Source organism: Pseudomonas sp. NY15356, from assembly GCF_048068175.1.
In the GTDB taxonomy this organism is placed as follows: Bacteria; Pseudomonadota; Gammaproteobacteria; order Pseudomonadales; family Pseudomonadaceae; genus Aquipseudomonas; species Aquipseudomonas putida_K.
On the sequence record NZ_JBLUPW010000036.1, the window covers coordinates 26,951 to 52,109 of the forward strand.

Here is a 25,159-nt window from a genome sequence, read left to right on the forward strand (position 1 = left end):
AACATTGGCAAGGTGCCATCATTGTGCCTGCTCCCCCCAGGGCATGACTTGATATGCGTCAACAAAGGCCGGGCCTTACGCCAGCCGGAAGAACGCCTGCGCCGTGGCGGTGGTATGGGCTGCCGTCTCTTCCGAACGTTCGCCCCGGTGCAGCGCCACCTCGCGCAATACCTCGGGCAGGAAGGCCGGTTCGTTGCGCCCACTCTTGGGCTTTGGCCGCAGGCTGCGCGGCAGCAGGTAGGGCGCGTCGCTTTCAAGCATCAGGCGGCCTCTGGGGATGTTGGCGACCAGCGGGTGCAGGTGGGTGCCGCGGCGCTCATCGCAGATCCAGCCGGTGATGCCGATGTGCAGGTCCAGGTCCAAGTAGGCGAACAAGGCTTCGCGCTCGCCGGTGAAGCAGTGCACCACGGCGGCGGGCAGGTGGTCGCGGTAGTCCTGGAGGATCGCCAACAGCCGCTCGCTGGCATCGCGCTCGTGAAGGAATACCGGCAACTGCAGGTCGGCGGCCAGGGCCAGTTGTGCATGCAAGGCTTTTTCCTGGAGCGGGCGAGGGGAGAAGTCGCGGTTGAAATCCAGGCCGCATTCGCCAACGGCGCACACGCGCGGCTGCGCCAGGAGCTGGCGCAATCGATCCTCGCTGGCGCTGTCCCAGGTGCTGGCATCGTGGGGGTGGACGCCTGCGGTGGTGAACAGGTGGTGACCTTCCGGGTCCAGCTGCAAGGCCAGTTCCAAGGCCTGTTCGCTGACACCCAGGCTGGTGCCGGTGATGACCATCTGCACCACGCCCGCTTGCACGGCGCGTTCGACGACGGCGGCCTGTTGGTCATGGAAGCTGCTGTTGGTCAGGTTGACGCCGATATCGATCAGTTGCATGGTGCTACCTCGTGCCGCGGGTCGGCCAGCATAGCAAAAATCGGGAATTTCCAATAAATCCCAGAACTTCAAGCGGTTGTCGTGGTCTTTTGGCGTCATTTGTCATGGGTTGGATGCGCCATGACGCCGGCCCACCGCCCATGGACAGGTTCTCGCATGCTGCGATCGCTGCTGATTTTCCTGCTGACCCTCGGCCTGACCCTGGCCGGGCCAGCCAATGCCCGTTTGCCTGGCCCGCAGCAACACGTCCCGGCCAGCCAGGTGCGGGACCTAGCGCAGATCCGTAGCAGCAAGGTGCTCAGGGTCCTGGTGAACCAGAGCCGCAACAGCTCGGGCGAGGTCAAGGGCGAGCCGGTGGGCGTCGAGCATCATCGCCTGCGGAGCCTGGAGCACTACCTCAATGCCCGTGCCCGAGATGGCCAGGAAATCCGCCTCAAGTTGATTCCACGGGCCAAGGAGCAGCTGCTCGCTGCCCTGCAGCGGGGCGAGGGCGACCTGGCGGCGCCGGGCGAACTGCTGGACCCTTCGCTGGTGCGCGGCGTCAGCGGCAGCGCCCCGGTACGCGACCAGGTGCAGCTGATGCTGGTAGGGCGCAAGGGTGAGCGCAGTTTCAGCCGCGTCGAGCAGTTGTCCGGGCGTACCGTTGCCCTGACCAGCGCCAGTGCCGCCGGAGCGGTGATCGAACAGCTCAACCAGCAGCTGGCCTTGCGCAAGCGCCCTGCGATCAAGGTGGAGTGGGTGGACCCGAGCCTGGCCGTCGAGGATGTACTGGAAATGGTCCAGGCCGGCATCTACCACCTGACCGTGGTGGAGCGCCCGATCGCCCAGCGTTGGGCGCGGGTGATGCCGCGCTTGCGCCTGGACAGCCGGGTCCACCTGGGCCAACCCCAGGCGATGCGCTGGTATGTCCGGCGTGATGCCAGCATGCTGCTGGCCACCGTGGATCGCTTCCTTCAGGGCTATCGTGCCCCGGCGAACCAGGACGCGGCCTTCGAGCGCATCTACCGGCGCCAGTACCGGGTACACGACCCGTTGGCACGCAAGAGCCGCAAGCGCCTGGAGTCGGTGCGTGCGGTGTTGCAAAAGCATGGTGCTGCGCAGCAGATCGACTGGCTCAACCTGGCGGCGCTGGCCTTCAAGGAATCGACGCTCAACCCGGCGGCGCGGGGCAGCGGTGGCGCCCATGGGCTGATGCAGATCACCCCGGCGGCGGCCCGCCGCGTGGGGGTGAGCAACACGGCGACGGTCGATGGCAATGTCCAGGCTGGGGCACGCTACCTGGCGCTGATCCGCCGCAAGTTCTTCGCCAGCCCCCAGCTCAACGAGCGCGAGCGCATGGCGTTCGTGCTGGCGGCCTACAACCTCGGGCCCGAGCGGGTCCAGGCCATGCGGGCCGAAGCGCGGCGCCGTGGGCTCAACGGCAACCAGTGGTTCTTCCAGACCGAGCGCATCGCCATGGAGCAGGTCGGCATGGGGCCGGTCAATTTCGTCAACAGTGTCAACAAGTACTTCCTGGCGTTCAACCGCCAGCGGCAATCGTTGGAGCGTGTGGCCAAGCGCTGAAACCTTTACAGGTGGCTTGTAAGTTGCCGCTCGAGCCTCTAGCATACCGTCTGCGCCGATTTAAACAGCTACTTGCGGGGCGCGGGAGAAGCCCCCTCCGGGTCATCCGAAATACCGCTAAAGCGCTGGTTCGGTGACGCCTCCCACCGCTGCCCAGCGGGATTCGCGAGGCGCAGAGATATCTCCATGAGTTGTCCACGTACCAGTGTCTGTTTGAGCCCATTGCCTGCCGACCAGGCGTCCCGTACACCGCGCATCCTGCTCGGTGGTCAGCATCAACCCACGCTTCTACGCAACCTCGATGGCCTTTCACGGCGCAAGGGTCAGGCACGCGCGTTCCTCGTCCAGTTCGCCGAAACCTGCGATGGCCTGGCCGAGTTCGCCAATGACCGTTTCGACCTGGCGGTCATCCAGGCGCCTCTGGCCGACGAGGCCGCCGAAGTGATCGGCCAGCTCACCCGCATCGCCCGCCAGGGCTTGATTACCCGCCGTTGAGGCGCGTGTAGCGTCGCGGATTTTTCGTTAAGCTCGGGGCCACGGCAGGCTTGCGCCTGCCGTGGATGCACTGAGGAGAATACGGCTTGAGCACCAACATCATCACCACCGAAGGTCACGAGGCCCTGAAGAAGGAGCTCGACCACCTGTGGCGGGTCTATCGCCCCGAGATCACGCAAAAGGTCACCTGGGCAGCCTCCTTGGGTGATCGCAGCGAGAATGCCGATTACCAGTACAACAAGAAGCTGCTGCGGGAGATCGACCGCAGGGTACGCTACCTGCGCAAGCGTCTGGAAGACGTCAAGGTCGTTGCCTATTCACCGCAGCAGGAAGGCAAGGTGTTCTTCGGCGCGTGGGTTGAGATCGAGAACGACGATGGCGAGGTATTGAAGTTTCGTATCGTCGGCTACGACGAGATCCATGGCCGCAACGACTACATCTCGATCGACTCGCCCATGGCACGGGCGCTGTTGAAGAAGGAGGAAGGGGATGAGGTGGTGGTGAACACGCCTACCGGTGAAGCTACCTGGTATGTCAATCGTATCCATTATGGCCAGTAGCGGCCCCAGGATCCGGAGAGTTTCACATACCGCAAGGCTGTTGCTCCCCGGTCAGTGCTGGCAGCAAGCGCTCTGACCCGCGCTCGCCGCCGAATCGATCAGTCGCGGTACTCGCACAGGTAGGCGGTATCGACTGCCACTTTCAGTTGAAACTTGCTGTCGGCCGGCACGTTGAACTGGCTGCCTGCCTTGAACACTTCCCAGTTGTCGCTGCCTGGCAGCTTGACGGTCAGCGCACCGGAAACCACGTGCATGATCTCGCGTTTGGCGGTGCCGAACTCGTACTCGCCCGGCGCCATGACGCCCACGGTCGCCGGGCCTTCCTCGCCTGCGAAGCCGATCGACTTGACGGTGCCATCGAAGTATTCATTGACCTTGAACATGGAGCGACTCCTGAAAGAGGGATGAAAAAGGGTTGGCCAGTATGCCCAAGCCCCCACACGCCGTCATCTGAATTCACGTGCCCGTGGCCGGCAGACTCAAGGGCAGCAGCCGGGCGGTGTTGCGGGCATCCTCCAGGGCGCGGTGCTGCTGGCCGGTGAACTGCAGCCCGGCCAGTTGCAGGGCGCTGTTTAGCCCCAGCGGGCGTTGCAGGTGGCGGGCCTTGGCGAAGCGTTGCTTGAGGTTGATATGGGGCAGGGTCTGCAGCAGGCTCGTGACCTGGTGCTGTTGCCATTCCTGGCTCAGTTGCTGGCGGTCATAGTCGCCCCAGCTGACCCAGGCCTGCAGACGTTCACGATGGTGGCCCAGCCAGCGTTCGAATTGCGCCCACACGTCAGGAAAGGCCGCCGCGCCATCGACGCTGGCCTGGCTGATGTGGGTCAGGGCGCGGCAGAAGGGCGTCAGTTGCGGCCGTCGCCGGGGGCGCACGAAACGCTGGAAGTGATCGACCTCGCGACCTTCCCGGGTCACCAGGCTCGCACCGATTTCAATGATTTCCATCTCCGTGACTGGCCAGCCCCCGTCGTCGGTGGTGGCCTCCAGGTCAATCACCAGCCAATGGCCCATACCAGGGCTCCCTTCAAGACGCAGCATTTGCGTGGTCGCTAGAGCGTAGCCAATGTCCGCGCCGAGGGCATCCCCTGGCATTTTGGCATAAGCTGTTGTTGTGCCTTGGCGGGAAAACGCCTAGGTTAGTTGGATCCCGTTCGAACCGTGACGAGTGTCCTTCCCTTGATTCGCGTACCCGGCCTCAAGGCCCTGTCCTGTTTGTTGATCTCTGCTGCGTTATCGCAGGCCTCGCTCGCGCAGGCGGGCCAGGTGGTGGAGGTGAGGGTTGGCGGTGCGCATTTCCCCCCTTATACCGTGCGCCCCGAACAAGGCGCCGAAAGCGGCTTGCTGCCGCAGATGCTCAAGGCGCTCAACCAGTTGCAACAGCAGTACCATTTCGTGCTCGTGCCTACGTCCGTGCCGCGCCGCTTCGGCGATTTCCAGCAGGGGCGTACTGACATCGCCATGTTCGAGAACCCCAAGTGGGGCTGGGAGCGCTTTCCCCATCAAAGCGTGGACCTGGGCCTGGAAGATGCCGAGATCTTCGTCGCCCGCCGCCAGACCGGGCGCGACCAGCAGTACTTCGAGAACCTGCAGGGCAAGCGCCTGGCGCTGTTCAACGGCTATCACTATGCATTCGCCAACTTCAATTCCGACCCGTACTACCTGGGTGAAACCTACGATGCGATCCTGACCTACTCCCACGACAGCAACCTGTTGATGGTCGAGCGCGGGCGGGTCGATATCGCCTTGGTCACGCGCTCCTACTTCATCGATTTCTGCGCCCGCCACCCCGACATCGCCGACCAGTTCCTGGCCTCCGAACGAATCGACCAGCGTTATCGCCACTACGCCATCCTGCGTCCCGAATCGCCCATCGACGCCAAGGCATTTGCCGCGCTGATACGACGCCTGCACGATAACGGCCAGATGCTGCGTATCTTCCAGCCGTATCGCGTCAAGCTGGTGCGCCCGCCCAACGACTAAATTCCCTTGTGCAGGTCACGTCTACCGGATTGAACCCTACCGTCCTTTTCGTGAGCCGTGACCATGCCGTTCGATGCCGCTTCGCTGCCTCTTTCCTTGCCCCGCTGGCGCAGCCTCAGTGCCGATGAAGGGGATACCCGCTTGAGCCTTACACTCGAAGGCCGCCCGCTGATCCAGGTGCGCCTGGCCCCTGGCGCTACCCTGGACGTGCACTTGGAGCGACTGTGCCCGGAGCGCCCCGAACAGGCCTTGTGGGCAGCATGCTATTGGCTGCTGTCGCGCGACCCGGCCTGCCAGCGTCTGGCCTGGCACATGCCCCAAGCGGTACCTCAGGCGCTGGCCAGCGGGCTGCTGGTGCGTGGCGAGCGCCCGGGCCTGTACCTGTGCGAGCGCGGGATGTTCTGGCAATTGCCTCAGCCCTGGCTTGGCGATGCTGCGGCCGATCACTACCCCCAGCAGATGATGATCAGCGACGGCAAGCGCCACCCCAGGCGCCCGCCCAAGCCGCGTGGTGAGGTGTACCGGCGTTTCGATGCGCGCCTGGGCGCCTGGGTGTCATTGCGCACCCTGGAGATCGACCACGACCTGGCCCGTTTCAACCGTTGGCAGAACGACCCACGTGTCGCGCAGTTCTGGCAGGAGGCCGGTACCCTTGAGCAGCATCGCGAATACCTGGCGAAACTCGAGGCCGACCCGCACACCCTGACCCTGGTCGGTTGCTTCGATGATGAGCCGTTCGCCTACTTCGAAGCCTACTGGGCCAAGGAAGACCGGATCGCACCGTTCTACCCGGCTGGCGACTACGACCGCGGTATCCACATGCTGGTAGGCGAGCAGGCGCATCGTGGCCCGCACAAGGTGGCCAGCTGGTTGTCGGCGCTGGTGCACTACCTGTTCCTGGACGACCCACGTACCCAGCGGGTAGTCGCCGAGCCACGTGCCGACAACGGCAGGATGATTGGTTACCTGCACGGGCAGTGCTTCCATTGCGAGAAGGAATTCGATTTCCCGCACAAGCGGGCGGCGTTGATGATTCTGGGGCGGGAGCGGTTCTTCGATCGCTGTTCGTTGGCCTGATACGTCAGTCGCTGTGGGAGATCACCCAACCCTTCGGGCTGCGTTGTCGCGCAGAGAACAAGCGGCCAATGCTGCCCCTGTGGGAGCGGCGGTGCGGCGGTCCGACTTGTCCCGCGATAGGGGCGCGCCGCGCCCCCAGGGGGTTCAGCCCTGGCGGCTGTGCTTGCGGCAATGGATCAGCGCATCGCGGATCATGAAGTTCACCAGCGTCGGCGATACGCCCAGCTCCTTGGCGATGTCCTTTTGCGGCACCCCGTGCAGGCGATACATCTCGAAGGCATAGCGGGTGCGCTGGGGCAGCTCGCCCAGGGCCTCGGCGATGTGCTCGAGGGTGGCAAGGTTGATGTGGGTGGCTTCGGGCGAGGCGTTCTGCAGGACGACATTGAGGCCTTCCTCTTCGCTGCCCGAATACTTGAGTTCCATGGCTTGCTTGCGGTAGTGGTCGATCGCCAGGTTGCGCACGATCTGGAACAGGTAGCTCAGCTGGGCCTTGAACGAGGATGTGATCTGCGGTGCGGCGCTGAGCCGGAAGAAGGCGTCCTGCACCACGTCTTCGGCCCGCGAGCGGCAGCCGGTGATGCGTGCGGCGATCTTGACCAGGATGCTGCGGTTGTCGACGAACGCCTGGAGTAGGGGTGAATCGCACTTACTTGTGGATAGTTGTTCCGCCATGGAAATCACCTTGTCTCGAAGGGAGGAGGGAGCACACCGGAGTGGGCGCTTCCTACGACGTGCGACAAGCTATTCTCAGTGATAATTATTGTCAAATGCGAAATAGAATTAATATCCGTGAGGAAATCGCCTAAGCCCCGGAGCGTGAACCGGTTCACTTTCCGCGTTCGCACATCGCGTCCACCGCGGCTTCGGCGCCGCGCGGCTGTCTAATTATTTCCCCTGCCCATCCGTCCCCTGTGTACACCCAGCTGCCGAACGCTGCCCGCCGACCGGCGTGGCACCGCCCCGGCGCGAACCACCCAGACACTGGCAGGAACCCCTCATGACGGACGCCTTCGAACTCCCGCTCTCGCTGGTCCAGGCCCTGGCGCAACGCGCCGCGCAGACCCCGGACCGGATCGCCTTGCGCTTTCTGGCCGACAATCCCGACGAGCAGGCCGTGCTCACCTATCGGGACCTGGACCTGCGCGCCCGCGTCATCGCTGCGGCCTTGCAGGCACGGGCTGGCCTTGGCGATCGGGCGGTGCTGTTGTTCCCCAGTGGCCCGGACTACGTCGCGGCGTTCTTCGGCTGCCTGTATGCCGGTGTCATTGCCGTGCCGGCCTACCCACCGGAGTCTTCGCGCCAGCATCACCAGGAACGCTTGCTGTCGATCATCGACGATGCCGAGCCACGCCTGCTGCTGACGGTGCAGGCGCTGCGCAGCAGCCTGCAGGGCCTGGCCGGTGGGGCTGCGCCAGGCCTGCTGGCGGTGGATGAGTTGGACCTGGCCTTGGCTAGCCAATGGCGCGAGCCGGCATTGACCGGCAAAGACGTCGCGTTCCTGCAGTACACCTCAGGCTCCACCGCGCAGCCCAAGGGCGTGGAGGTCAGCCACGGCAACCTGGTGGCCAACGAACAACTGATTCGCCACGGCTTCGGGATCGACTTGAACCCAGACGATGTCATCGTCAGCTGGTTGCCGCTGTACCACGACATGGGCCTGATCGGTGGGCTGTTGCAACCGATCTTCAGCGGCGTGCCCTGCGTGCTGATGTCGCCGGGCTATTTCCTCGCCCGGCCGTTGCGGTGGCTGCAGGCGATCAGCGAATACGGCGGCACCATCAGCGGTGGCCCGGACTTCGCCTACCGCTTGTGCAGCGAGCGGGTCAGCGAGGCGGCCCTGGCCGGCCTGGACCTGAGCCGCTGGCGCGTGGCGTATTCGGGCTCCGAGCCGATCCGCCAGGACAGCCTGGACACCTTCGCCGACAGGTTCCGCCCCTGCGGTTTCGACCCGGCCAGTTTCTTCGCCAGCTACGGCCTGGCCGAGGCGACCTTGTTCGTCAGTGGCAGCCGGCGTGGCCAGGGGATCGCCGCCCTGGCGCTGGATGCCGAGGCGCTCGCCGCCAACCGCGCCGAGCCGGGGCAGGGCAGCGTGCTGATGAGCTGCGGCTACCCACAGCCCGGGCATGCCGTGCGTATCGTCGACCCGCAACGCCTTCAGGCCTTGGACGACAACCAGGTTGGGGAGATCTGGGCAGCCGGCCCGAGCATCGCTCTGGGCTACTGGCGCAACCCCGAGGCCAGTGACCGGACGTTCGTCGAGCAGGACGGCCAGCGCTGGCTGCGTACCGGTGACCTGGGCTTCCTGCGTGCAGGCGAGGTGTTCGTCACCGGGCGCCTGAAGGACATGTTGATCGTGCGTGGGCAGAACCTCTACCCGCAGGACCTGGAAAAGACCCTGGAGCGTGAAGTCGAAGGTTTGCGCAAAGGGCGCGTGGCGGTGTTCGCGGTGGACGATCAGGGCGAGCAGGGCATCGGCGTGGCGGTGGAGGTCAGCCGCAAAGTGCAGAAGGCGACCAAGCCCCAGGACCTGATCCGTACCCTGCGCCAGGTGGCTGCCGATGCCTGCCGCCAAGCCCCGGCGGTGGTGTTGTTGCTCAACCCCGGTGCCTTGCCCAAGACCTCCAGCGGCAAGCTGCAACGCTCGGCGTGCCGCCTGCGTATGGCCGACGGCAGGCTGGACTGCTACGCGCGTTTCCCCGGCACCGAGGCGCAGGCCGCACCGGCAGCAAGCGGTGACGACCTGCAGCGGCGCATCGCCGCGATCTGGCGCGAGCGGCTCGATGTCGAATCGGTGGAGCCGGACGACCATTTCCTGCTGCTGGGCGGTAACTCCATCGCCGCCACCCAGGTGACGGCGCGCCTGGCCGATGAGCTGGGCATCGACCTGGGCGTGCGCACCCTGTTCGAGGCGCCGACGCTGGCCGCCTACAGCGATGCGGTGGCTGCCGTGCTGGCCAAGGGCGGCCCTGGCAGGCAAGCGATCACTGCCCTGGACCCTGCCCAGGCCCATCCGCAAACCCTGGCACAGAACCGTCTGTGGCTGGTCTGGCAACTGGAGCCGCAGTCCGCCGCCTACAACATCCCCGCCGGCTTGCACCTGCGCGGCGAGCTGGACGAGGCGGCATTGCAGGCCAGCTTCCAGGCATTGGTGGCGCGACACGAATCGTTGCGCACGCGTTTTTGCGAAGTGGATGGCCAGGGCCTGCAGCAGGTCATGCCTGAGGCCGTCTTCGACCTGCAGCGCATCGATCTGCAGGGGCTCGATGTCGAACAGGTGGCGGCCCGTCGCGAGGTCGAGGCCCGCCAACCCTTCGATCTCACCCAGGGGCCGCTGCTGCGGGTCACCCTGGCGCGACTGGGCGATGACGATCATCAATTGTGGGTGACGCTGCACCACATCGTGGCCGATGGCTGGTCGCTGAATATCCTGCTCGGCGAGTTCGCCAGGCTGTATGCCGCCCATTGCCAAGGCCAGCAGGCCGAGCTGGCACCGTTGCCCCTGGGCCATGCCGACTATGGCCAGTGGCAACGCCAATGGCTGGCCGGCGGTGAAGCGGCGCGGCAGTTGGCCTATTGGAAGGCGCGACTGGGCGACGAATCAAAGGTGCTGGACCTGTGCCCCGACCACCCGCGTTCCGCGCAGCGCGAGCCCCGGGCGGCTCGTTTGAGTGTCAAGGTGCCGGCCAGGTTGACGGCAGCCCTGGGCAACCTGGCACAGGAACAGCACGCCAGCCTGTTCATGGTGTTGCTGGCGGCCTGGCAAGGCTTGCTGCACCGCTACACAGGCCAGGGCGATATCCGTGTGGGCGTGCCCAACGCCAACCGCCCGCGCCTGGAAACCCAAGGCATGGTCGGCTTCTTCATCAACACCCAGGTGCTGCGCGCCCAGGTCCATGGCCGCCTGCCATTCGACCAGTTGCTGGCCCAGGTACGCGATGCCACGCTGCAAGCCCAGGCCAACCAGGACCTGCCGTTCGAGCAACTGCTCGAGGCATTGCCCGACGCCCGCGAGCAGGGCTTGTTCCAGGTTATGTTCAACCACCAGCAGCGGAACCTCTCGGCCCTGCGCCGCTTGCCGGGCCTGCTCGCCGAAGAGCTGCCCTGGCATAGCCGCGAAGCGAAGTTCGACCTGCAATTGCACAGCGAGCAGGACCACCAGGGGCGGCTGAGCCTGGCCTTCGACTATGCCGCCGACCTGTTCGAGGCAACCACCATCGAGCGCCTGGCCGGGCAGTTGCTGGCCTTGCTGGAGCAGGTCTGCGCCAATCCGCAGCTGGCCTTGGGCCAGATTTCATTGCTCGACGAGGCCGATCGTGCTCAGTTGCTGGCCTGGGGGCAGGCGCCGGCACCGAAGGCGCACCGCCTGCTGGTGGAGCAGCTCAATGACCAGGCACGCCTGACACCGACCCGCACCGCCCTGGCGTGGGACGGCGGCAGCCTCGACTATGCCACGCTGCACCAGCAGGCCAATCGCCTGGCCCATTACCTGCGCGACAAGGGCGTTGGCCCTGATACCTGCGTGGCCATCGCCCTGGAGCGCTCGCCACAGCTGATGGTCGGCCTGCTGGCCATCCTCAAGGCCGGCGGTGCCTACGTACCGCTGGACACCGATTACCCGGCCGAGCGCCTGGCCTACATGCTGGCCGACAGCAAGGCCGGCCTGCTGCTCAGCCACAGCGACCTGCTCCCGCGCCTGCCTCGGGTGGCTGGGGTCGGCACCCTCGCCCTGGACCAGCTGCACCTGGACAGCTGGCCGAGCCACACCCCAGGCCTGCACCTGGACGGCGACAACCTGGCCTATGTGATCTACACCTCCGGTTCCACCGGCCAACCCAAGGGCGTGGGCACTACCCATGCGGCCCTGGCCGAGCGCCTGCAATGGATGCAGGGCACCTACGCCCTGGATGACAGCGACGTCCTGATGCAAAAGGCGCCGATCAGTTTCGACGTGTCGGTGTGGGAGTGCTTCTGGCCGCTGGCCCAGGGGTGCACGCTGGTGCTGGCCGGCCCCGGAGAGCATCGCGACCCCCGGCGTATCGCCGAGCTGGTGCAGGCCCATGGCGTGACCACGCTGCATTTCGTACCGCCGTTGTTGCAGGTGTTCATCCAGGAGCCACTGGTGCTTGGCTGCACCAGCCTGCGCCGGGTGTTCTCCGGCGGCGAGGCACTCTCGGCCAACCTGCGCGACCGCGTACTACAAGTGCTGCCGCAGGTGCAGTTGCACAACCGCTACGGCCCGACCGAGACCGCGATCAATGTCACCCACTGGCATTGCCGAGCGCAGGATGGTTTGCGCTCACCCATCGGTCGCCCATTGGCCAATGTGCTGTGCCAGGTGTTGGACGCTGAGCTGGAGCTGACCGCCCCCGGCGTGCCAGGTGAGCTGTGCCTGGGCGGAGCGGGCCTGGCCCGCGGTTACCTGGGCCGCCCAGGGCTTACCGCCGAGCGCTTCGTGCCCCGGCCGGACGGTAACGGCGAGCGCCTCTACCGCAGTGGCGACCGTGCCCGCTGGCAGGTGCAGCTCGGCGCCCTGGAGTATCTCGGGCGCCTCGATCAGCAAGTGAAGGTCCGTGGCTTCCGGGTCGAGCCCGAGGAAGTCCAGGCCTGCCTGCTGGCCCACCCAGGGGTCGACCAGGCACTGGTGCTGATCCACCAGGACGATGCCGGCGCACAACTGGTGGGCTACTACAGCGGTGTCGAACAGTCCGAGGCGCTGCTCGCCGCGCTGACGGCGCGCCTGCCGGCCTACATGGTGCCGGCGCAACTGGTGCACCTGGCCCGGATGCCCCTGGGGCCGAGCGGCAAGGTCGATCGCAAGGCATTGCCGGCACCGGTCTGGCAGCAGCGTGCCCATGTCGAGCCGCAGGGCGCCTTGCAACAACAGGTGGCGGCGATCTGGCGTGAGGTGCTGAAGTTGCCGCGGGTAGGCATGCAGGATGACTTCTTCGCCTTGGGCGGTCACTCGCTGCTGGCCACCCAGATCGTTTCGCGCACGCGCCAGGCGCTGGATATCGAGCTGCCGCTCAAGGCCTTGTTCGAGGCCCGCGAGCTGGGCGCGTTCTGCGCCGAGATCGCACGCATCCAGGCGGCCGGCGGGCACAACCGGCAAGGGGCCATCGCCCGGGTCGACCGTCGCCAGGCGGTGCCGCTGTCGTACTCGCAGCAGCGCATGTGGTTCCTCTGGCAGATGGCGCCGGACAGCCCGGCGTATAACGTCGGCGGCATGGCGCGGCTGTGCGGCGTGCTGCATGTGGATGCGTTCGAGCGCGCCTTGCAGGCGTTGATCGTGCGCCATGAAACCCTGCGTACGACCTTCCCCAGTATTGATGGCGTGCCTTGCCAGTGCGTGGCCGAGGACCGCCCGTTGTCAGTGCACTGGCATGATTTCTCGATGCTGGCCGCCGAGGTTCGCCAGCAGCGCCTGCGACAGCTGGCCGACGAGCAGGCACACCAGCCGTTCGACCTGGAGCGCGGCCCGCTGTTGCGCGCCTGCCTGGTCAAGGCCGACGAGCGCGAGCACTACTTCGTGCTGACCCTGCACCACATCGTCACCGAAGGCTGGGCCATGGACATCTTCGCCCGCGAGCTGGGCGAGCTGTACGAAGCGTTCGTCGACGAGCGCGAATCGCCGCTGGCGCCGTTGCCGGTGCAGTACCTGGACTACAGCGTGTGGCAGCGCCAATGGCTGGAAAGCGGGGAAGGGGAACGCCAGCTGGCCTATTGGAAAGCCCGCCTGGGTGACGACCACCCGGTGCTGGCGCTGCCCTCGGACCGACCGCGCCCCGCCGTGCAGAGCCACCGCGGCGCGCTCTACCGCTTCGACCTGGACCCTGCTTTGGTCGCACGCGTGCACGCCTTCAACAGTGCGCGTGGCCTGACCCTGTTCATGACCATGACGGCGACGCTGGCCGCTGTGCTGCACCGCTACAGCGGCCAGCACGACCTGCGCATCGGCGCGCCGGTGGCCAACCGTATCCGCCCGGAAAGCGAAGGCCTGATCGGTGCCTTCCTCAACACCCAGGTGCTGCGCTGTGAGCTGGACGGGCAGATGACCGCCGCCGAATTGCTCGAGCAGGTGCGACGCACGGTGATCGAAGGCCAGTCGCATCAGGACCTGCCTTTCGAGCAACTGGTCGATGCGCTGCAGCCGCCACGCAGCAGCGCCTACAACCCGCTGTTCCAGGTCATGTGCAACGTGCAGCGCTGGGCCTTCCAGCAACGTCGAACGTTGTCGGGCATGACCGTGGATTACCTGGTCAATGATGCCAACGCCACCAAGTTCGACCTCTACCTGGAGGTCACTGACCTGGATGGGCGCCTCGGCTGCTGCCTGACCTACAGCTGCGACCTGTTCGACGAACCGCGCATCGCCCGCATGGCCGAGCACTGGCAACAGGTATTGGTCGGCCTGCTGGACGACCCGAGCCTGCGCCTGTGCGAGCTGCCGATGCTGGGTCGCGCCGAGCAGCAGGTGCTGGTCAGCCAGCTCCAGGGCGAGCAGGCATTCGAGCCCGGCCAGACCCTCCACGGGTTGTTCGCCGCCCAGACCGTGCGCACCCCGCAGGCCCGGGCGCTGACCTTCGCCGGCGAGCACCTGAGCTATGCCGAGCTGGACCAGCAGGCCAATCGCCTGGCCCGTGCCCTGCGCGAGCGCGGTGTCGGCCCGCAGGTGCGCGTAGGCCTTGCACTGGAGCGTTCGCTGGAAATGGTCGTGGGCCTGCTGGCGATCCTCAAGGCTGGGGGGGCCTATGTGCCGCTGGACCCCGAGTACCCGCTCGACCGCCTGCGCTACATGATCGAGGACAGCCGCATCGGCCTGCTGCTCGGCCAGCGTGCGCTGCTCGACGCCCTGGGCGCGTTGCCGCACGGTGTGACGCAATGGTGCCTGGAGGACGATAGCGCATCGTTGGCCGGCTACAGCGATGCGCCGCTGGACAACCTCAACCTGCCGCAACACCAGGCGTACCTGATCTACACCTCCGGCTCCACCGGCAAACCCAAGGGCGTGGTGGTCAGCCATGGCGAGATCGCCATGCACTGCCAGGCGGTGATCGCGGCGTTCGGCATGCGCAGCGACGACTGCGAGCTGCATTTCTATTCGATCAACTTCGATGCCGCCACCGAGCGCCTGCTGGCGCCATTGCTCTGCGGTGCCCGGGTGGTGCTGCGTGGCCAGGGCCAGTGGGGCGCCGAGGACATCTGCCAGTTGGTGCGCGAGCAGCAGGTGAACATCCTGGGCTTCACGCCCAGCTATGGCAGCCAGTTGGCCCAGCACCTGGCCGGGCAGGGCGAGCGCCTGCCGGTGCGCCTGGTGATCACCGGCGGCGAGGCGTTGACCGGCGAGCATCTGCAGCGCATTCGCCAGGCATTCGCGCCCCAGCAGTTCTTCAACGCCTACGGGCCGACCGAGACCGTGGTCATGCCCCTGGCTTGCCTGGCGCCCGAGCAGTTGCCCGTGGACGCCGGCAGCGTACCCATCGGCCGAGTGATCGGTGCGCGCACGGCGTTCATCCTCGATGAGAACCTGGCCGTACTGCCCCAGGGTGGCATCGGTGAGCTGTATGTCGGTGGCGTCGGCTTGGCCCAGGGCTATCATGACCGGCCGGGGCTGTCGGCCGAGCGCTTCATCGCCGACCCGTTCAGCCGTGAGGGCGGGCGTTTGTACCGCACGGGCGACCTGGTGCGCCTGCGCACCGATGGCCTGGTGGAGTATATCGGGCGGGCCGACCAACAGGTGAAGATCCGCGGCTTCCGCATCGAGCTGGGCGAGATCGAGAGCCGCCTGCAGGAACATACCGATGTGGCCGAGGCGGTGGTGCTGGCGCTGGACCTGCCGGGTGGCAAGCAACTGGTGGGGTACCTCGTCTGCCCACAGGCCGACGCCGACCAGGATGCCCAGGCCAGCCTGCGCGAGGCGGTCAAGGCCCATGCCCGGCAGCACCTGCCGGACTACATGGTGCCCACGCACCTGGTGCTGTTGGGCAGCCTGCCGTTGATGGGCAACGGCAAGCTCGACCGCCGCGCCTTGCCCATGCCGGACCTTGCCCTGGCACGTCAGCAGTACCAAGCCCCGGCCAACGCGTTGGAGCAGCAACTGGCGCAGGTCTGGGGCGAGGTGCTCAACCTTGCCCGCGTCGGCGTGCACGACAACTTCTTCGAGCTGGGCGGCGATTCGATCCTGTCGATCCAGGTGGTCAGCCGTGCCCGCCAGCTGGGCCTGCATTTCACCCCTCGGGACCTGTTCCAGCACCAGACCATCCAGGCCCTGGCCGCGGTGGTCAGCCGCAGCGAGCGCGCCAGCCAGGTCGAGCAGGGCCCGCGCCAGGGGCGCAGTGCCTTGACGCCGATCCAGCACTGGTTCTTCGACAGTGACGTCATCCGGCCCCAACATTGGAACCAGGCGGTGTTGCTGGGCATCCGCCAGCCGTTGCAGGCCGAGGCACTGGAGCGCGCCCTGGGGGCCTTGCTGGTACACCACGACAGCCTGCGCCTGCGCTTCACCCAGGCCGATGGCCGGTGGCAGGCCGAGTATGCCCAGCCGGCCACGCATCAGTTGCTGTGGCTCGCCACCGTGGCTGATCTGGACGACTGCCAGGCCCTGTACACCGATGTGCAACGCAGCCTCGACCTGGTCGAGGGGCCGCTGCTGCGTGCGTTGCTGGTCAGCGACGGGCAGGGCGCCCAGCGCCTGTTGCTGGTGATCCATCACCTGGTGGTGGATGGCGTGTCCTGGCGCGTGCTGCTCGAAGACCTGCAGGCGCTCTACCGAGGCCAACCCCTGGCCGCCAAGACCCATACCCTGGGCGACTGGGCCGCACGCCTGGCCAGCTATGCCAGCAGCGACTCGCTGCGTGACGAGCTCGATTGGTGGCAAGGCCAGCTGGACACCGCCCGCCGTGAGTTGCCGTGCGACCACCCGCAGGGCGGCAATCTCTATCGCCATGCACGTACCCTGACCATCAACCTGGACGTGGCGCAGACCCGTCAACTGCTGCAGCAGGCACCTGCGGCGTACCACACCCAGGTCAACGACCTGTTGCTTACCGCCCTGGCACGTACCTTGTGCCGCTGGAGCGGTGACAGCGAGGTGTTGGTGCAACTGGAGGGCCATGGCCGTGACGGGCTGTTCGAGGATATGGACCTGACCCGCAGCGTCGGCTGGTTCACCAATGCCTACCCGCTGTGCCTGAAACCCCAGGCCGGCGACGACGACCCGGCCCTTGCCGGCTCCATCAAGGCCATCAAGGAGCAGTTGCGCCAGGTGCCGCACAAGGGGTTGGGGCATGGCGTGCTGCGCTACCTGGCCGACGATGCCGGGCGAGAGGCCATGGCCGCGTTGCCCCAGGCGCGGGTCACGTTCAACTACCTGGGCCAGTTCGACCAGCAATTCGACGACGCGGCGCTGTTCCAGCCGTTGGATGCGCCAGCAGGCCAGGCCCACGATCTGGATGCGCCATTGCCCAACTGGCTCGGCATCGATGGTCAGGTGTATGGCGGTGCGCTGCAATTGCGCTGGACCTTCAGCGCCGAACGCTACGAAGCGGCGACCATCGCCGCGCTGGCCGAGGCCTATCGTCAGGAATTGCTGGCCCTGGTCAGCCACTGCCTGGCCGATGGCAACGGCAGCTTCACGCCGTCGGATTTCCCGCTGGCGCAACTGACCCAGGCCCAGATCGATGCCTTGCCGGTACCGGCGGCCCGGATCGAAGACGTCTACCCGCTGACGCCGATGCAGGAAGGCCTGCTACTGCATACGCTGCTGGAACCGGGCACCGGCATCTACTACATGCAGGACCGCTACCGCATCGACAGCGCCCTGGACCCCGAGCGCTTCGCCCAGGCCTGGCAGGCCGTGGTGGCGCGCCACGAGGCCCTGCGCGCGTCGTTCAGCTGGAATGCGGGCGAATCGATGCTGCAGATCATCCACAAGCCGGGCCATACGCCGGTCGACTACCAGGACTGGCGCGGCCTGGATGCGCCGGCACAGGAGGCGCGCCTGCAGGCCTTGCACAAGCAGGAGCGCGAGGCCGGCTTCGACCTGCTGCGTGAGGCGCCTTTCCACCTGCGCCTGGTGCGGGTCGCCGATGCGCGCTACTGGTTCATGATGAGCAACCACCACATCCTCATCGATGCCTGGTGCCGCTCGTTGCTGATGAACGATTTCTTCGAGATCTACCAGGCCCTGGGCGAAGGCCGCCAGGCCCAGTTGCCGGTGCCGCCGCGCTACCGCGACTACATCGGCTGGCTGCAGCGCCAGGACCCGGACGAGGCGCGCCAGTGGTGGCAGCGCAACCTGGCCGGCTTCGAGCGTGCCACGGCCCTCCCCAGCGACCGGCCGCTGCGCCATGACCACGCCGGTGACGGCATGGTCGTCGGTGACTGCCATACCCGCCTGGACGTCCGCGATGGGGTGCGGCTGCGCGAGCTGGCCCAGGCCCATCAACTGACCGTCAACACCTTCGCCCAGGCGGCCTGGGCCCTGGTGCTGGCCAGCTACAGCGGCGAGCGCGACGTGGTCTTCGGCGTCACCGTGGCCGGGCGCCCGGTGAGCCTGCCACAGATGCAGCGCACGGTCGGGCTGTTCATCAACAGCGTCGCTTTGCGTGTGCGACTGCCCGAACCGGGCCAACGGCAAAGCGTGCGCCAGTGGCTGCAAGGCCTGCTGGCGTGCAACATGGAGCTGCGTGAGCATGAATACCTGCCGCTGGTGGCGATCCAGGACTGCAGCGAGCTGCCCAAGGGCCAGCCACTGTTCGACAGCCTGTTCGTGTTCGAGAACGCACCGGTGGAAACGGCGGTGCTGGACCATGCCCAGCACCTCAATGCCAGCTCCGATTCGGGTCGCACCCACACCAACTTCCCGTTGACCGCGGTGTGCTACCCCGCCGACGATCTGGGCCTGCACCTGTCGTTCGACCAACGCTATTTCGATTTCCCGACCGTCGAGCGCCTGCTGGCCGACTTCAAGCGCCTGCTGCTGGCACTGGTGGACGGGTTCGACGGCGAGATGGCCGAGCTGGCGCTGCTAGGCCAGCAGCAACAGCGCTTCCTGCTGGAGGACTGCAACCGTACCGAGCAGGCCTACCCGTTGGCGCAGAGCTACGTGGCGCTGTTCGAGGCACAGGTCGCGGCGCACCCGCAGCGCACGGTCGCCCGCTGCCTGGATGCCAGCTACGACTATGCCGGGCTGAACCTTGCCGCCAACCGCCTGGGCCATGCCCTGGTGGCCGCCGGCGTGGGCATCGACCAGCCGGTGGCGCTGCTGGCCGAGCGGGGCCTGGCGCTGCTGGGCATGATCATCGGCAGCTTCAAGGCAGGCGCCGGCTACCTGCCGCTGGACCCAGGCCTGCCCTCGGCGCGCCTGCAACGCATCGTCGAGCTCAGCCGCACGCCGGTACTGGTGTGCTCGGCGGCCTGTGCCGAGCAGGCCCGGCAACTGCTGGACGAGGTCGGCGGTGCGGTACGCCCGAAGCTGCTGGTCTGGGAGCAGGTGCAAGCCAGCCAGGTCGCCAGCCACAACCCGGGCATCCACAGTGCGCCGGACAACCTGGCCTACGTGATCTATACCTCCGGCTCCACCGGCCTGCCCAAAGGCGTGATGGTCGAACAGCGCGGCATGCTCAACAACCAGCTGAGCAAGGTGCCGTACCTCACGCTCGATGCGCGGGACGTGATCGCCCAGACCGCCTCCCAGAGCTTCGACATCTCGGTCTGGCAGTTCCTCGCCGCGCCGCTGTTCGGTGCCCGGGTGGAGATCGTGCCCAACAGCATCGCCCAGGACCCGCAAGGGCTGCTGACACACGTGCAGGCCACCGGCATCACGGTGCTGGAGAGCGTGCCGTCGCTGATCCAGGGCATGTTGGCCGACGAACAGCGAGACCTGGGCGACCTGCGCTGGATGCTACCGACCGGCGAAGCCATGCCGCCCGAGCTGGCGGCCCAGTGGCTGCAGCGCTATCCGGGCATCGGCCTGGTCAATGCCTACGGCCCGGCGGAATGCTCGGATGATGTGGCGTTTTTCCAGGTCGATGCGGCGTCCACCCAGGGCAGCTACCTGCCGATCGGCATGCCGACCGACAACAACCGCCTGTACCTGCTCGACGAGGCGCAGAGGCTGGTGCCGGTGGGGGCAGTGGGTGAGCTGTGCGTCGCCGGGACAGGTGTCGGTCGCGGGTATGTGGGCGACCCGGTGCGCACCGCGCTGGCGTTCGTGCCGCATCCCTACGGCGAGCCAGGCGAGCGGCTGTATCGCACCGGTGACCTGGCCAGGCGCCGCGCCGATGGTGTGCTCGAATACGTGGGCCGTATCGACCACCAGGTGAAGATCCGCGGTTATCGGATCGAGCTGGGCGAGATCGAGGCGCGCCTGCATGAGCAGGTTGAGGTCCGCGATGCGGCGGTAGGCGTGCAGGAGGGCATCAACGGCAAACACCTGGTGGGTTATTTGGTGGCGCACCCGCATGTCTCGGCCGACGCCGCGCTGCTGGAACAGCTCAAGCGACGCCTGTGCGCGGAGCTTCCAGAGTACATGGTGCCGCTGCATTGGGCCTGGCTCGACAGCCTGCCGCACAACGCCAACGGCAAGCTCGACCGCAAGGCCCTGCCAGCCATCGACATCGGCAGCCCGCACAGCCAGGCCTACCTGGCGCCGCGAGACGCGCTGGAGCAAACCCTGGCCGGGATCTGGGCCGACGTGCTCAAGGCCGAACGGGTTGGGGTGCGCGACAACTTCTTCGAGTTGGGCGGGCATTCATTGCTGGCCACCCAGATTGCGTCGCGGGTGCAGAAGCAGTTGCAGTTGAACGTGCCGCTGCGGGCGATGTTCGAGTGCAGTACGGTGGAAGCATTGGCCGACTACGTGCGTGGGCTGGAGGCGCGCGTGCTGGACGATGACAAGGTTGACCGGCTCAGTGACCTGATGGCGGAGCTGGAGGAGTTGTAAGCGCCTTGTCCACCCTTGTAGGAGCGGGCTTGTCCCGCGATTGGGCGGCCCTGCCATTGCGGCTGCATGGCAAGGGCTTTGCCCTTGATCGCGGGACAAGCCCGCACAAGGGGCAGCGTTGAAGCGGATGGTCAGCGCTTGCCCAGGATCTGCCCCAGCATCTCCGGCCGTGGCGCCCCTTGCTGGCTCTGCAGGCGGCCTTGCTCATCCTGGTAGAAGATCGCCGGCGTTGCCGCCAGGCCCATCTCTTCCATCAGCGCCAGGTTGCCCTCCAACTGCTTGCGCACCGCCTCGGGGATGTTCTCCAGCGGCTTGAGGGTGCTGGCCTTGCCGGCCTTCTCATGTTGCTGCAGCGCCTTGGCCGGGTCCTTGGCGGCCAGCAGCGCCGCCGACTTGCCAGGGCTGTCTTCGCGGATGATGCCGACCATGATGTGGCGCAGCTGCACCTTGCCCGACTCGACCCAAGGCCGCGCCTGCTGCCAGAACATGTTGCAGTACGGGCAGTTGGGGTCGCTGAACAGGTACACCGTGCGGGGCGCGTCGGCCTTGCCATCGGCGATCCAGGCGGTTTTTTCCATCTTTGCCCAGATGGCCTTGCTCATTGGGGCGTATACCAGTTTTTCCAGCGGTTCGGCGCTCAGGTCCTTGCCCTGTTCGTCGAACAGGCTGCCGACCAGCACATGCTTGCCGTCGGGAGTCAGGTACAGGGCGATGCCGTTGTTCTGGTAGGCGGCGGCATAGCCCTTGAGGCCATTGGGCGCATCGAAGCTGCCCTTGATCTCGGCGCCCTTGGCTTGCAGTTGCTGGATCGCCTTGGGCAGTGCCTCGGCGTGCAACGCGGGGGCAGTGAGCAGGCCAAGGGCCAGGGGCAGGAGGGCATTCAATCGCATGTCAGTTTCCTTGTGCGGCGGGGGCAGGCGCGGCGGCCTGCTCGAAAGGTTCCAGGGCGCGGTGCAGGCTGGCGCGAGACAGCTCGCCCAGGTGGCTGCCGATCAGGCGCCCGTCGGCGGTGTAGAACAGGGTGGTGGGCAAGGCCATGGAGCCGACCCGTTCGGCCAGCTGGCCGGTGCCGTCGAACAGCACGTGGGTCAGGCTCAGGCCGGTGGTGGCGAGGAAGGTGCTGACGTTTTCCGGCGTTTCGCCCTGGTTCACGAACAGGAAGGTCACGTGCGGGTAGTCATCCTGCGCTTGTTGCAGCACCGGCATCTCGCGGCGGCAGGGCGGGCACCAGGTGGCCCAGATGTTGATCACCAGCGGCGTACCACGGTAGGCGTGCAAGGCCACGGATTGCCCGGCGGCATTGCGCAGGCTCAGCGCCGGCAGCTCGGTGCCCTTGCTGTACAGGTGGCTGCCGAGGCTGGCCAGCCCCCAGAACAGGGCACCGCTGAACAATGCCCAGCCCAGCGGGCGGCGCAACCCAGGGTGGCGCCGGTACTGCCACAAGGCACCGGCAACGATGCCGGCCAGGCCGGCCCAGGGCAGGAAGCCGCCGTCGCGGATATCGATGATCTGCAGCGGCTCCTCGCGGAACATCGGCCAGTAGGCCATCACAAAACCGAGGCGGGCGCACACCAGCCCCAACAGGAACAGGTTGAACAACGCCGACTCGGGGTTTTCTCCACCGCGCCGGGCCACCCACCAGCCGACCACGCTGGCCACACACAGAGCCGCGAGCAACAGCAGGTGGTTGAGGGCCATGGTCAACGGCCCCAGGGTCACGCTCAGCATCAGCCTTGGCTCCTGGTCTTGGCCCAGTGTCGTTGGAACGCGTCGGCGTCCACCTCGCCGGTGATGCGCCGGGCACGGCGCTCGTCGCCTTCCGGGCCGATCCAGATCAGGCTGGGCGGGCCTGGCACCTGGTAGCGTTGCAGCAGTTCGCGGCTGGCGGGTGTATCGGCGGTGACGTCCAGGCGTACCAGGTGTACTCCGGCAAGGCCGGCCAGGACATCAGGGCGGGCGAACACCTGTTTTTCCATCACCTTGCACGACACGCACCAGTCGGCATAGTAGTCCAGCATCACCCATTGGCCACGTGCCTTGGCGGCGTCCAGCTCACGTTGCAGCGCCTGGGGCTGGCTGACGGTGACGAAGGCATCCTCGGCCTTGGTCGCTGCGCTTGGCAGGCTGCCCCCGGCGAAGGGGTGCAAGGGTTGCCAGAGGTCATCGCCACCGGCCGCCGCACCGACCAGCAGCAGGCCACCCCAGAGCGCGCCGAGCAGCGGCACCGCACGCAAGGCCGGCAGGGGCTGAAGGGCCGGCCAGGCCGCCCAGGCCAGGGCGATCAGCCAGGCGCCGCTCAGGGCCAGCAACAATGGGGCTGGCAACAGGCTGCGCAGGGTGTACAGGGCCATGGCCAGGAAGACGAAGCCGAACAGCCCCTTGACCCGATTCATCCAGGCGCCCGGGCGCGGCAGGTAGCGGTTGCCGACGGTGACCAGCAACAGCAACGGCGCGCCCATGCCCAGGCCCAGGCTGAACAGCACCAGCGCACCTTGCAACACGTCGCCGCTCTGGGCGATGTACAGCAGCGCCCCGGCCAACGGTGCCGTCATGCAGGGCCCCATGAGCAGGCCGGACAGCGCCCCGAGCAAGGCCGCGCCATACACATTGCCACCACGGGTGCCCTGGCCGGCCCGGTCGAGGCGGTCGCGCAGGGCGGCGGGCAGCTGCAACTCGAAGGCACCGAACATCGGCAGAGCAAGGATGACGAACAAGCCCGCCAGGCTGCCCAGCAACCAGGGTTGCTGCAGCCAGGCCTGCAAGCTGGCGCCGAGCAGGGCGGCGACCACGCCGAGGGCGGCGTACACCAGGGCCATGCTCAGCACATAGACCCCGGCCAGCAGCCAGCCACGGCGGGCGCTGGCACCATTGCCCAGCACCAGCCCGGCGAGAATCGGCAGCATCGGCAAGGAGCAGGGCGTGAAGGCCAGCAGCAGGCCCAGCCCGAAGAAGGCTGCCAGGCTCCAGGCCAGGCTGGCCTGCTGCAGGCCGCTGGCCAGGGCCTGGTCGCTGGCCTGGTCGGCGACGGGGGCGGCCCGACCGCCGAGGTCGATGGCAGTGGTCTGCGGCGGGTAGCACAGGCCAGCGTCGGCGCAGCCCTGCCAGCCCAGGCGCAACTGGCCTTGGGCGCCTGCGGGTATCAGCAGCTCGAGCTGGTGGCGATAGACCGCACTGTCGCCGAAGAACTCGTCGTGGTGGTTCTCGGCGGCAGGCAAGGCGGGATGCTGTCCAGGTGCAAGGCCATCGAACTTCAGGCGCTTCTGGTAGAGGTAGTAGCCGTCCTTGATCTGGAAATGCAGGCGCATCTGGCCATCGGGCAGGCGGTCATGGGAGAGGACGAAGGCCTCGTTGACCGGCAGGAAGTCGGGCTTGGTCTCGAAGGGGTTGGCCTGCAGAGGCCCCGCAAGAAGGAATGTCAGGAAGAGCAGGAGGACGCGCATGTCTTCGCCTTGGCAATGCATGGAATGGCGACATGCTGGCCTGGGACGATTAACCCAAGGTTAACCCTGAGGTGGCGGGGCAGATTGGCCGAGCACAAACAGAGGATAGCCTGCAATCCTGCAGGCGCGGGCTAGCCCCAAGCTAGTGCGCTTGCTCGTCGCCGAGTTCATAGGGCTCGAGCTCGCTTAGTTGGGAAAGCAGCACCAGATGTTCTACGGCCTTCAGCTTTTCAAGGTGCTCGAGGCGGCCTGACCCGCCCAGCATCAAGGCAGGAACGAACCCATACATTTCGTCTGCCTTCAAGGTGCCGAGCCGTTCCCTGGCAGGCTCGAACAGGTCGTCGAAATAGATGCATTCGGACATTAGCCAAACGAGCAAGCCGTGGATCCTGTTGTCTCGCTCCTCATCGCCTGAGCTGTGAGCGCCATCGAGGTAACGGGAATGGTAGGCTGCGATGGTCAACACCGAGCCGGTTTTCTCACCCCATAGGTACAAGTCGCCAAATGCGCTACGGGCGATGAGGTGATAGGTATCGCGAGCTTCGAAGTGCGTGCCTGCCAGCCAATAGGCCACGACATCCTGGTATTCCTGGGGGTTTACCAGCCAGAACAGGCCGCCGCCGTAGCCGCACCAGCCGTGGTCTCGCCAGTACCCAAGAAGACGATCGGGGAGTTTGCCCTGGTAATGATCGAGCGCGGAGGGCGGTACAGGTTGGTGGCCGACAGGATCGCCGAAGGTTTCGAGGAAGAGGGTGAAGATTACATCCATTCGTTTAAGTCCTTTGTGGTGTATTTAGAAATCGGAGAAGCTGTAGGGCTCGAGTACAGAGAGCTGTGAAAGCATAATTAAGTGCTCGATGGTCTTTACTTTCTCTATTCGCTCTAGTTTTGCATCCCCACCAAAGGCGAGCGCGGGGACGAATCCATACATTTCATTGTGGTTGAGTGTGCCAAGTTTCTTTTTGGCTGCTTCAAATAGGCCTTCGAAGTCGTTGCTCTCCTTTTTTGCCTGTAAAAAGAATGACTGAACATGTCTGTCAATATTGGAAAATCGGCGATTGTTGCCGCAGTAATGTGAGAGGTGGCTGGCAATGCTGAGTGAGAAGCCAGTCTTCTCTCCAGGCGGTTGCAGGAGCTGAGTGCAACACGGTTATTGAATTGAAGCCGGAGCATCATGCCGCATTGCCATGGCATTTTGCATGACCTCTCCCATCACCTCGATGGGGCATTTG

At 66.2% G+C, this 25,159-nt stretch carries 15 protein-coding genes; 6 read left to right on the forward strand and 9 right to left on the reverse strand.

The features are described 5' to 3' along the window. Positions 1-75: 75 nt before the first annotated feature. Positions 76-873 (reverse strand): TatD family hydrolase, encoded by a 798-nt coding sequence (locus ACNFCI_RS21540; RefSeq protein WP_324815194.1) that lies wholly within the window; start codon positions 871-873, stop codon positions 76-78. 156 nt (positions 874-1,029) lie between these two features. Here ACNFCI_RS21540 and ACNFCI_RS21545 point away from each other — a divergent pair, with 156 nt between their 5' ends. The 3 genes from ACNFCI_RS21545 to greB all read left to right on the forward strand — a co-directional run bounded on the left by ACNFCI_RS21545 (position 1,030) and on the right by greB (position 3,491). Further along, positions 1,030-2,436: a transglycosylase SLT domain-containing protein gene (locus ACNFCI_RS21545; protein WP_084854793.1), complete on the forward strand. Its 1,407-nt coding sequence runs from the start codon at positions 1,030-1,032 to the stop codon at positions 2,434-2,436. Positions 2,437-2,622: 186 nt separating this feature from the next. Beyond that, positions 2,623-2,931 carry a hypothetical protein gene (locus tag ACNFCI_RS21550; RefSeq protein ID WP_084854792.1) on the forward strand — a complete coding sequence of 103 codons (309 nt, stop codon included), beginning with the start codon at positions 2,623-2,625 and terminating at the stop codon, positions 2,929-2,931. Positions 2,932-3,017: 86 nt separating this feature from the next. Beyond that, positions 3,018-3,491: a transcription elongation factor GreB gene (gene greB, locus ACNFCI_RS21555; RefSeq protein WP_324819073.1), complete on the forward strand. Its 474-nt coding sequence runs from the start codon at positions 3,018-3,020 to the stop codon at positions 3,489-3,491. Positions 3,492-3,589: 98 nt separating this feature from the next. Here the strand turns inward: greB and ACNFCI_RS21560 are convergent, their stop codons facing one another. Together ACNFCI_RS21560 and ACNFCI_RS21565 are read right to left on the reverse strand one after the other, a co-directional pair. Further along, positions 3,590-3,874, reverse strand: a complete 285-nt coding sequence (locus ACNFCI_RS21560; protein WP_196145727.1) for a pyrimidine/purine nucleoside phosphorylase — start codon at positions 3,872-3,874, stop codon at positions 3,590-3,592. A 73-nt stretch (positions 3,875-3,947) separates the two neighbouring features. Beyond that, positions 3,948-4,499 carry an exonuclease domain-containing protein gene (locus ACNFCI_RS21565; RefSeq protein ID WP_084854789.1) on the reverse strand — a complete coding sequence of 184 codons (552 nt, stop codon included), beginning with the start codon at positions 4,497-4,499 and terminating at the stop codon, positions 3,948-3,950. A gap of 165 nt (positions 4,500-4,664) precedes the next feature. On the opposite strand from ACNFCI_RS21565, the gene ACNFCI_RS21570 reads away from it, so the two are divergent. Both ACNFCI_RS21570 and ACNFCI_RS21575 read left to right on the forward strand, forming a co-directional pair. Continuing rightward, complete coding sequence (locus ACNFCI_RS21570) at positions 4,665-5,468, forward strand: substrate-binding periplasmic protein (RefSeq protein ID WP_416768202.1); 804 nt, start codon at positions 4,665-4,667, stop codon at positions 5,466-5,468. Positions 5,469-5,531: 63 nt separating this feature from the next. After that, entirely contained in the window at positions 5,532-6,545 is a 1,014-nt protein-coding gene (locus ACNFCI_RS21575) for a GNAT family N-acetyltransferase (RefSeq protein WP_416768203.1), read from the forward strand. A gap of 144 nt (positions 6,546-6,689) precedes the next feature. Here ACNFCI_RS21575 and ACNFCI_RS21580 read toward each other — a convergent pair whose 3' ends face one another. Then, positions 6,690-7,217: an RNA polymerase factor sigma-70 gene (locus ACNFCI_RS21580; protein WP_084854786.1), complete on the reverse strand. Its 528-nt coding sequence runs from the start codon at positions 7,215-7,217 to the stop codon at positions 6,690-6,692. A 325-nt stretch (positions 7,218-7,542) separates the two neighbouring features. On the opposite strand from ACNFCI_RS21580, the gene ACNFCI_RS21585 reads away from it, so the two are divergent. Beyond that, positions 7,543-20,487, forward strand: coding sequence for a non-ribosomal peptide synthetase (locus ACNFCI_RS21585; protein ID WP_368829488.1), 12,945 nt, complete (start codon positions 7,543-7,545; stop codon positions 20,485-20,487). A 131-nt stretch (positions 20,488-20,618) separates the two neighbouring features. Here the strand turns inward: ACNFCI_RS21585 and dsbG are convergent, their stop codons facing one another. The 5 genes from dsbG to ACNFCI_RS21610 form a co-directional block, all read right to left on the reverse strand. Then, the gene (gene dsbG / locus ACNFCI_RS21590; protein WP_084854784.1) at positions 20,619-21,377 is read right to left on the reverse strand and encodes a thiol:disulfide interchange protein DsbG; all 759 of its coding nucleotides are present in this window, start codon (positions 21,375-21,377) and stop codon (positions 20,619-20,621) included. A gap of 1 nt (position 21,378) precedes the next feature. Continuing rightward, positions 21,379-22,215, reverse strand: a complete 837-nt coding sequence (locus ACNFCI_RS21595; RefSeq protein WP_324814237.1) for a prolipoprotein diacylglyceryl transferase family protein — start codon at positions 22,213-22,215, stop codon at positions 21,379-21,381. Beyond that, complete coding sequence (dsbD, locus tag ACNFCI_RS21600) at positions 22,215-23,927, reverse strand: protein-disulfide reductase DsbD (RefSeq protein WP_368829487.1); 1,713 nt, start codon at positions 23,925-23,927, stop codon at positions 22,215-22,217. Before dsbD ends, ACNFCI_RS21595 begins: the two co-directional genes overlap by 1 nt. 142 nt (positions 23,928-24,069) lie before the next feature. Beyond that, positions 24,070-24,696 (reverse strand): GAD-like domain-containing protein, encoded by a 627-nt coding sequence (locus tag ACNFCI_RS21605; RefSeq protein WP_368829486.1) that lies wholly within the window; start codon positions 24,694-24,696, stop codon positions 24,070-24,072. Positions 24,697-24,720: 24 nt separating this feature from the next. Further along, a complete protein-coding gene (locus ACNFCI_RS21610; RefSeq protein ID WP_416768206.1) occupies positions 24,721-25,059 on the reverse strand; it encodes a T6SS immunity protein Tdi1 domain-containing protein in 339 nt (112 codons plus the stop codon). Positions 25,060-25,159: the final 100 nt, after the last annotated feature.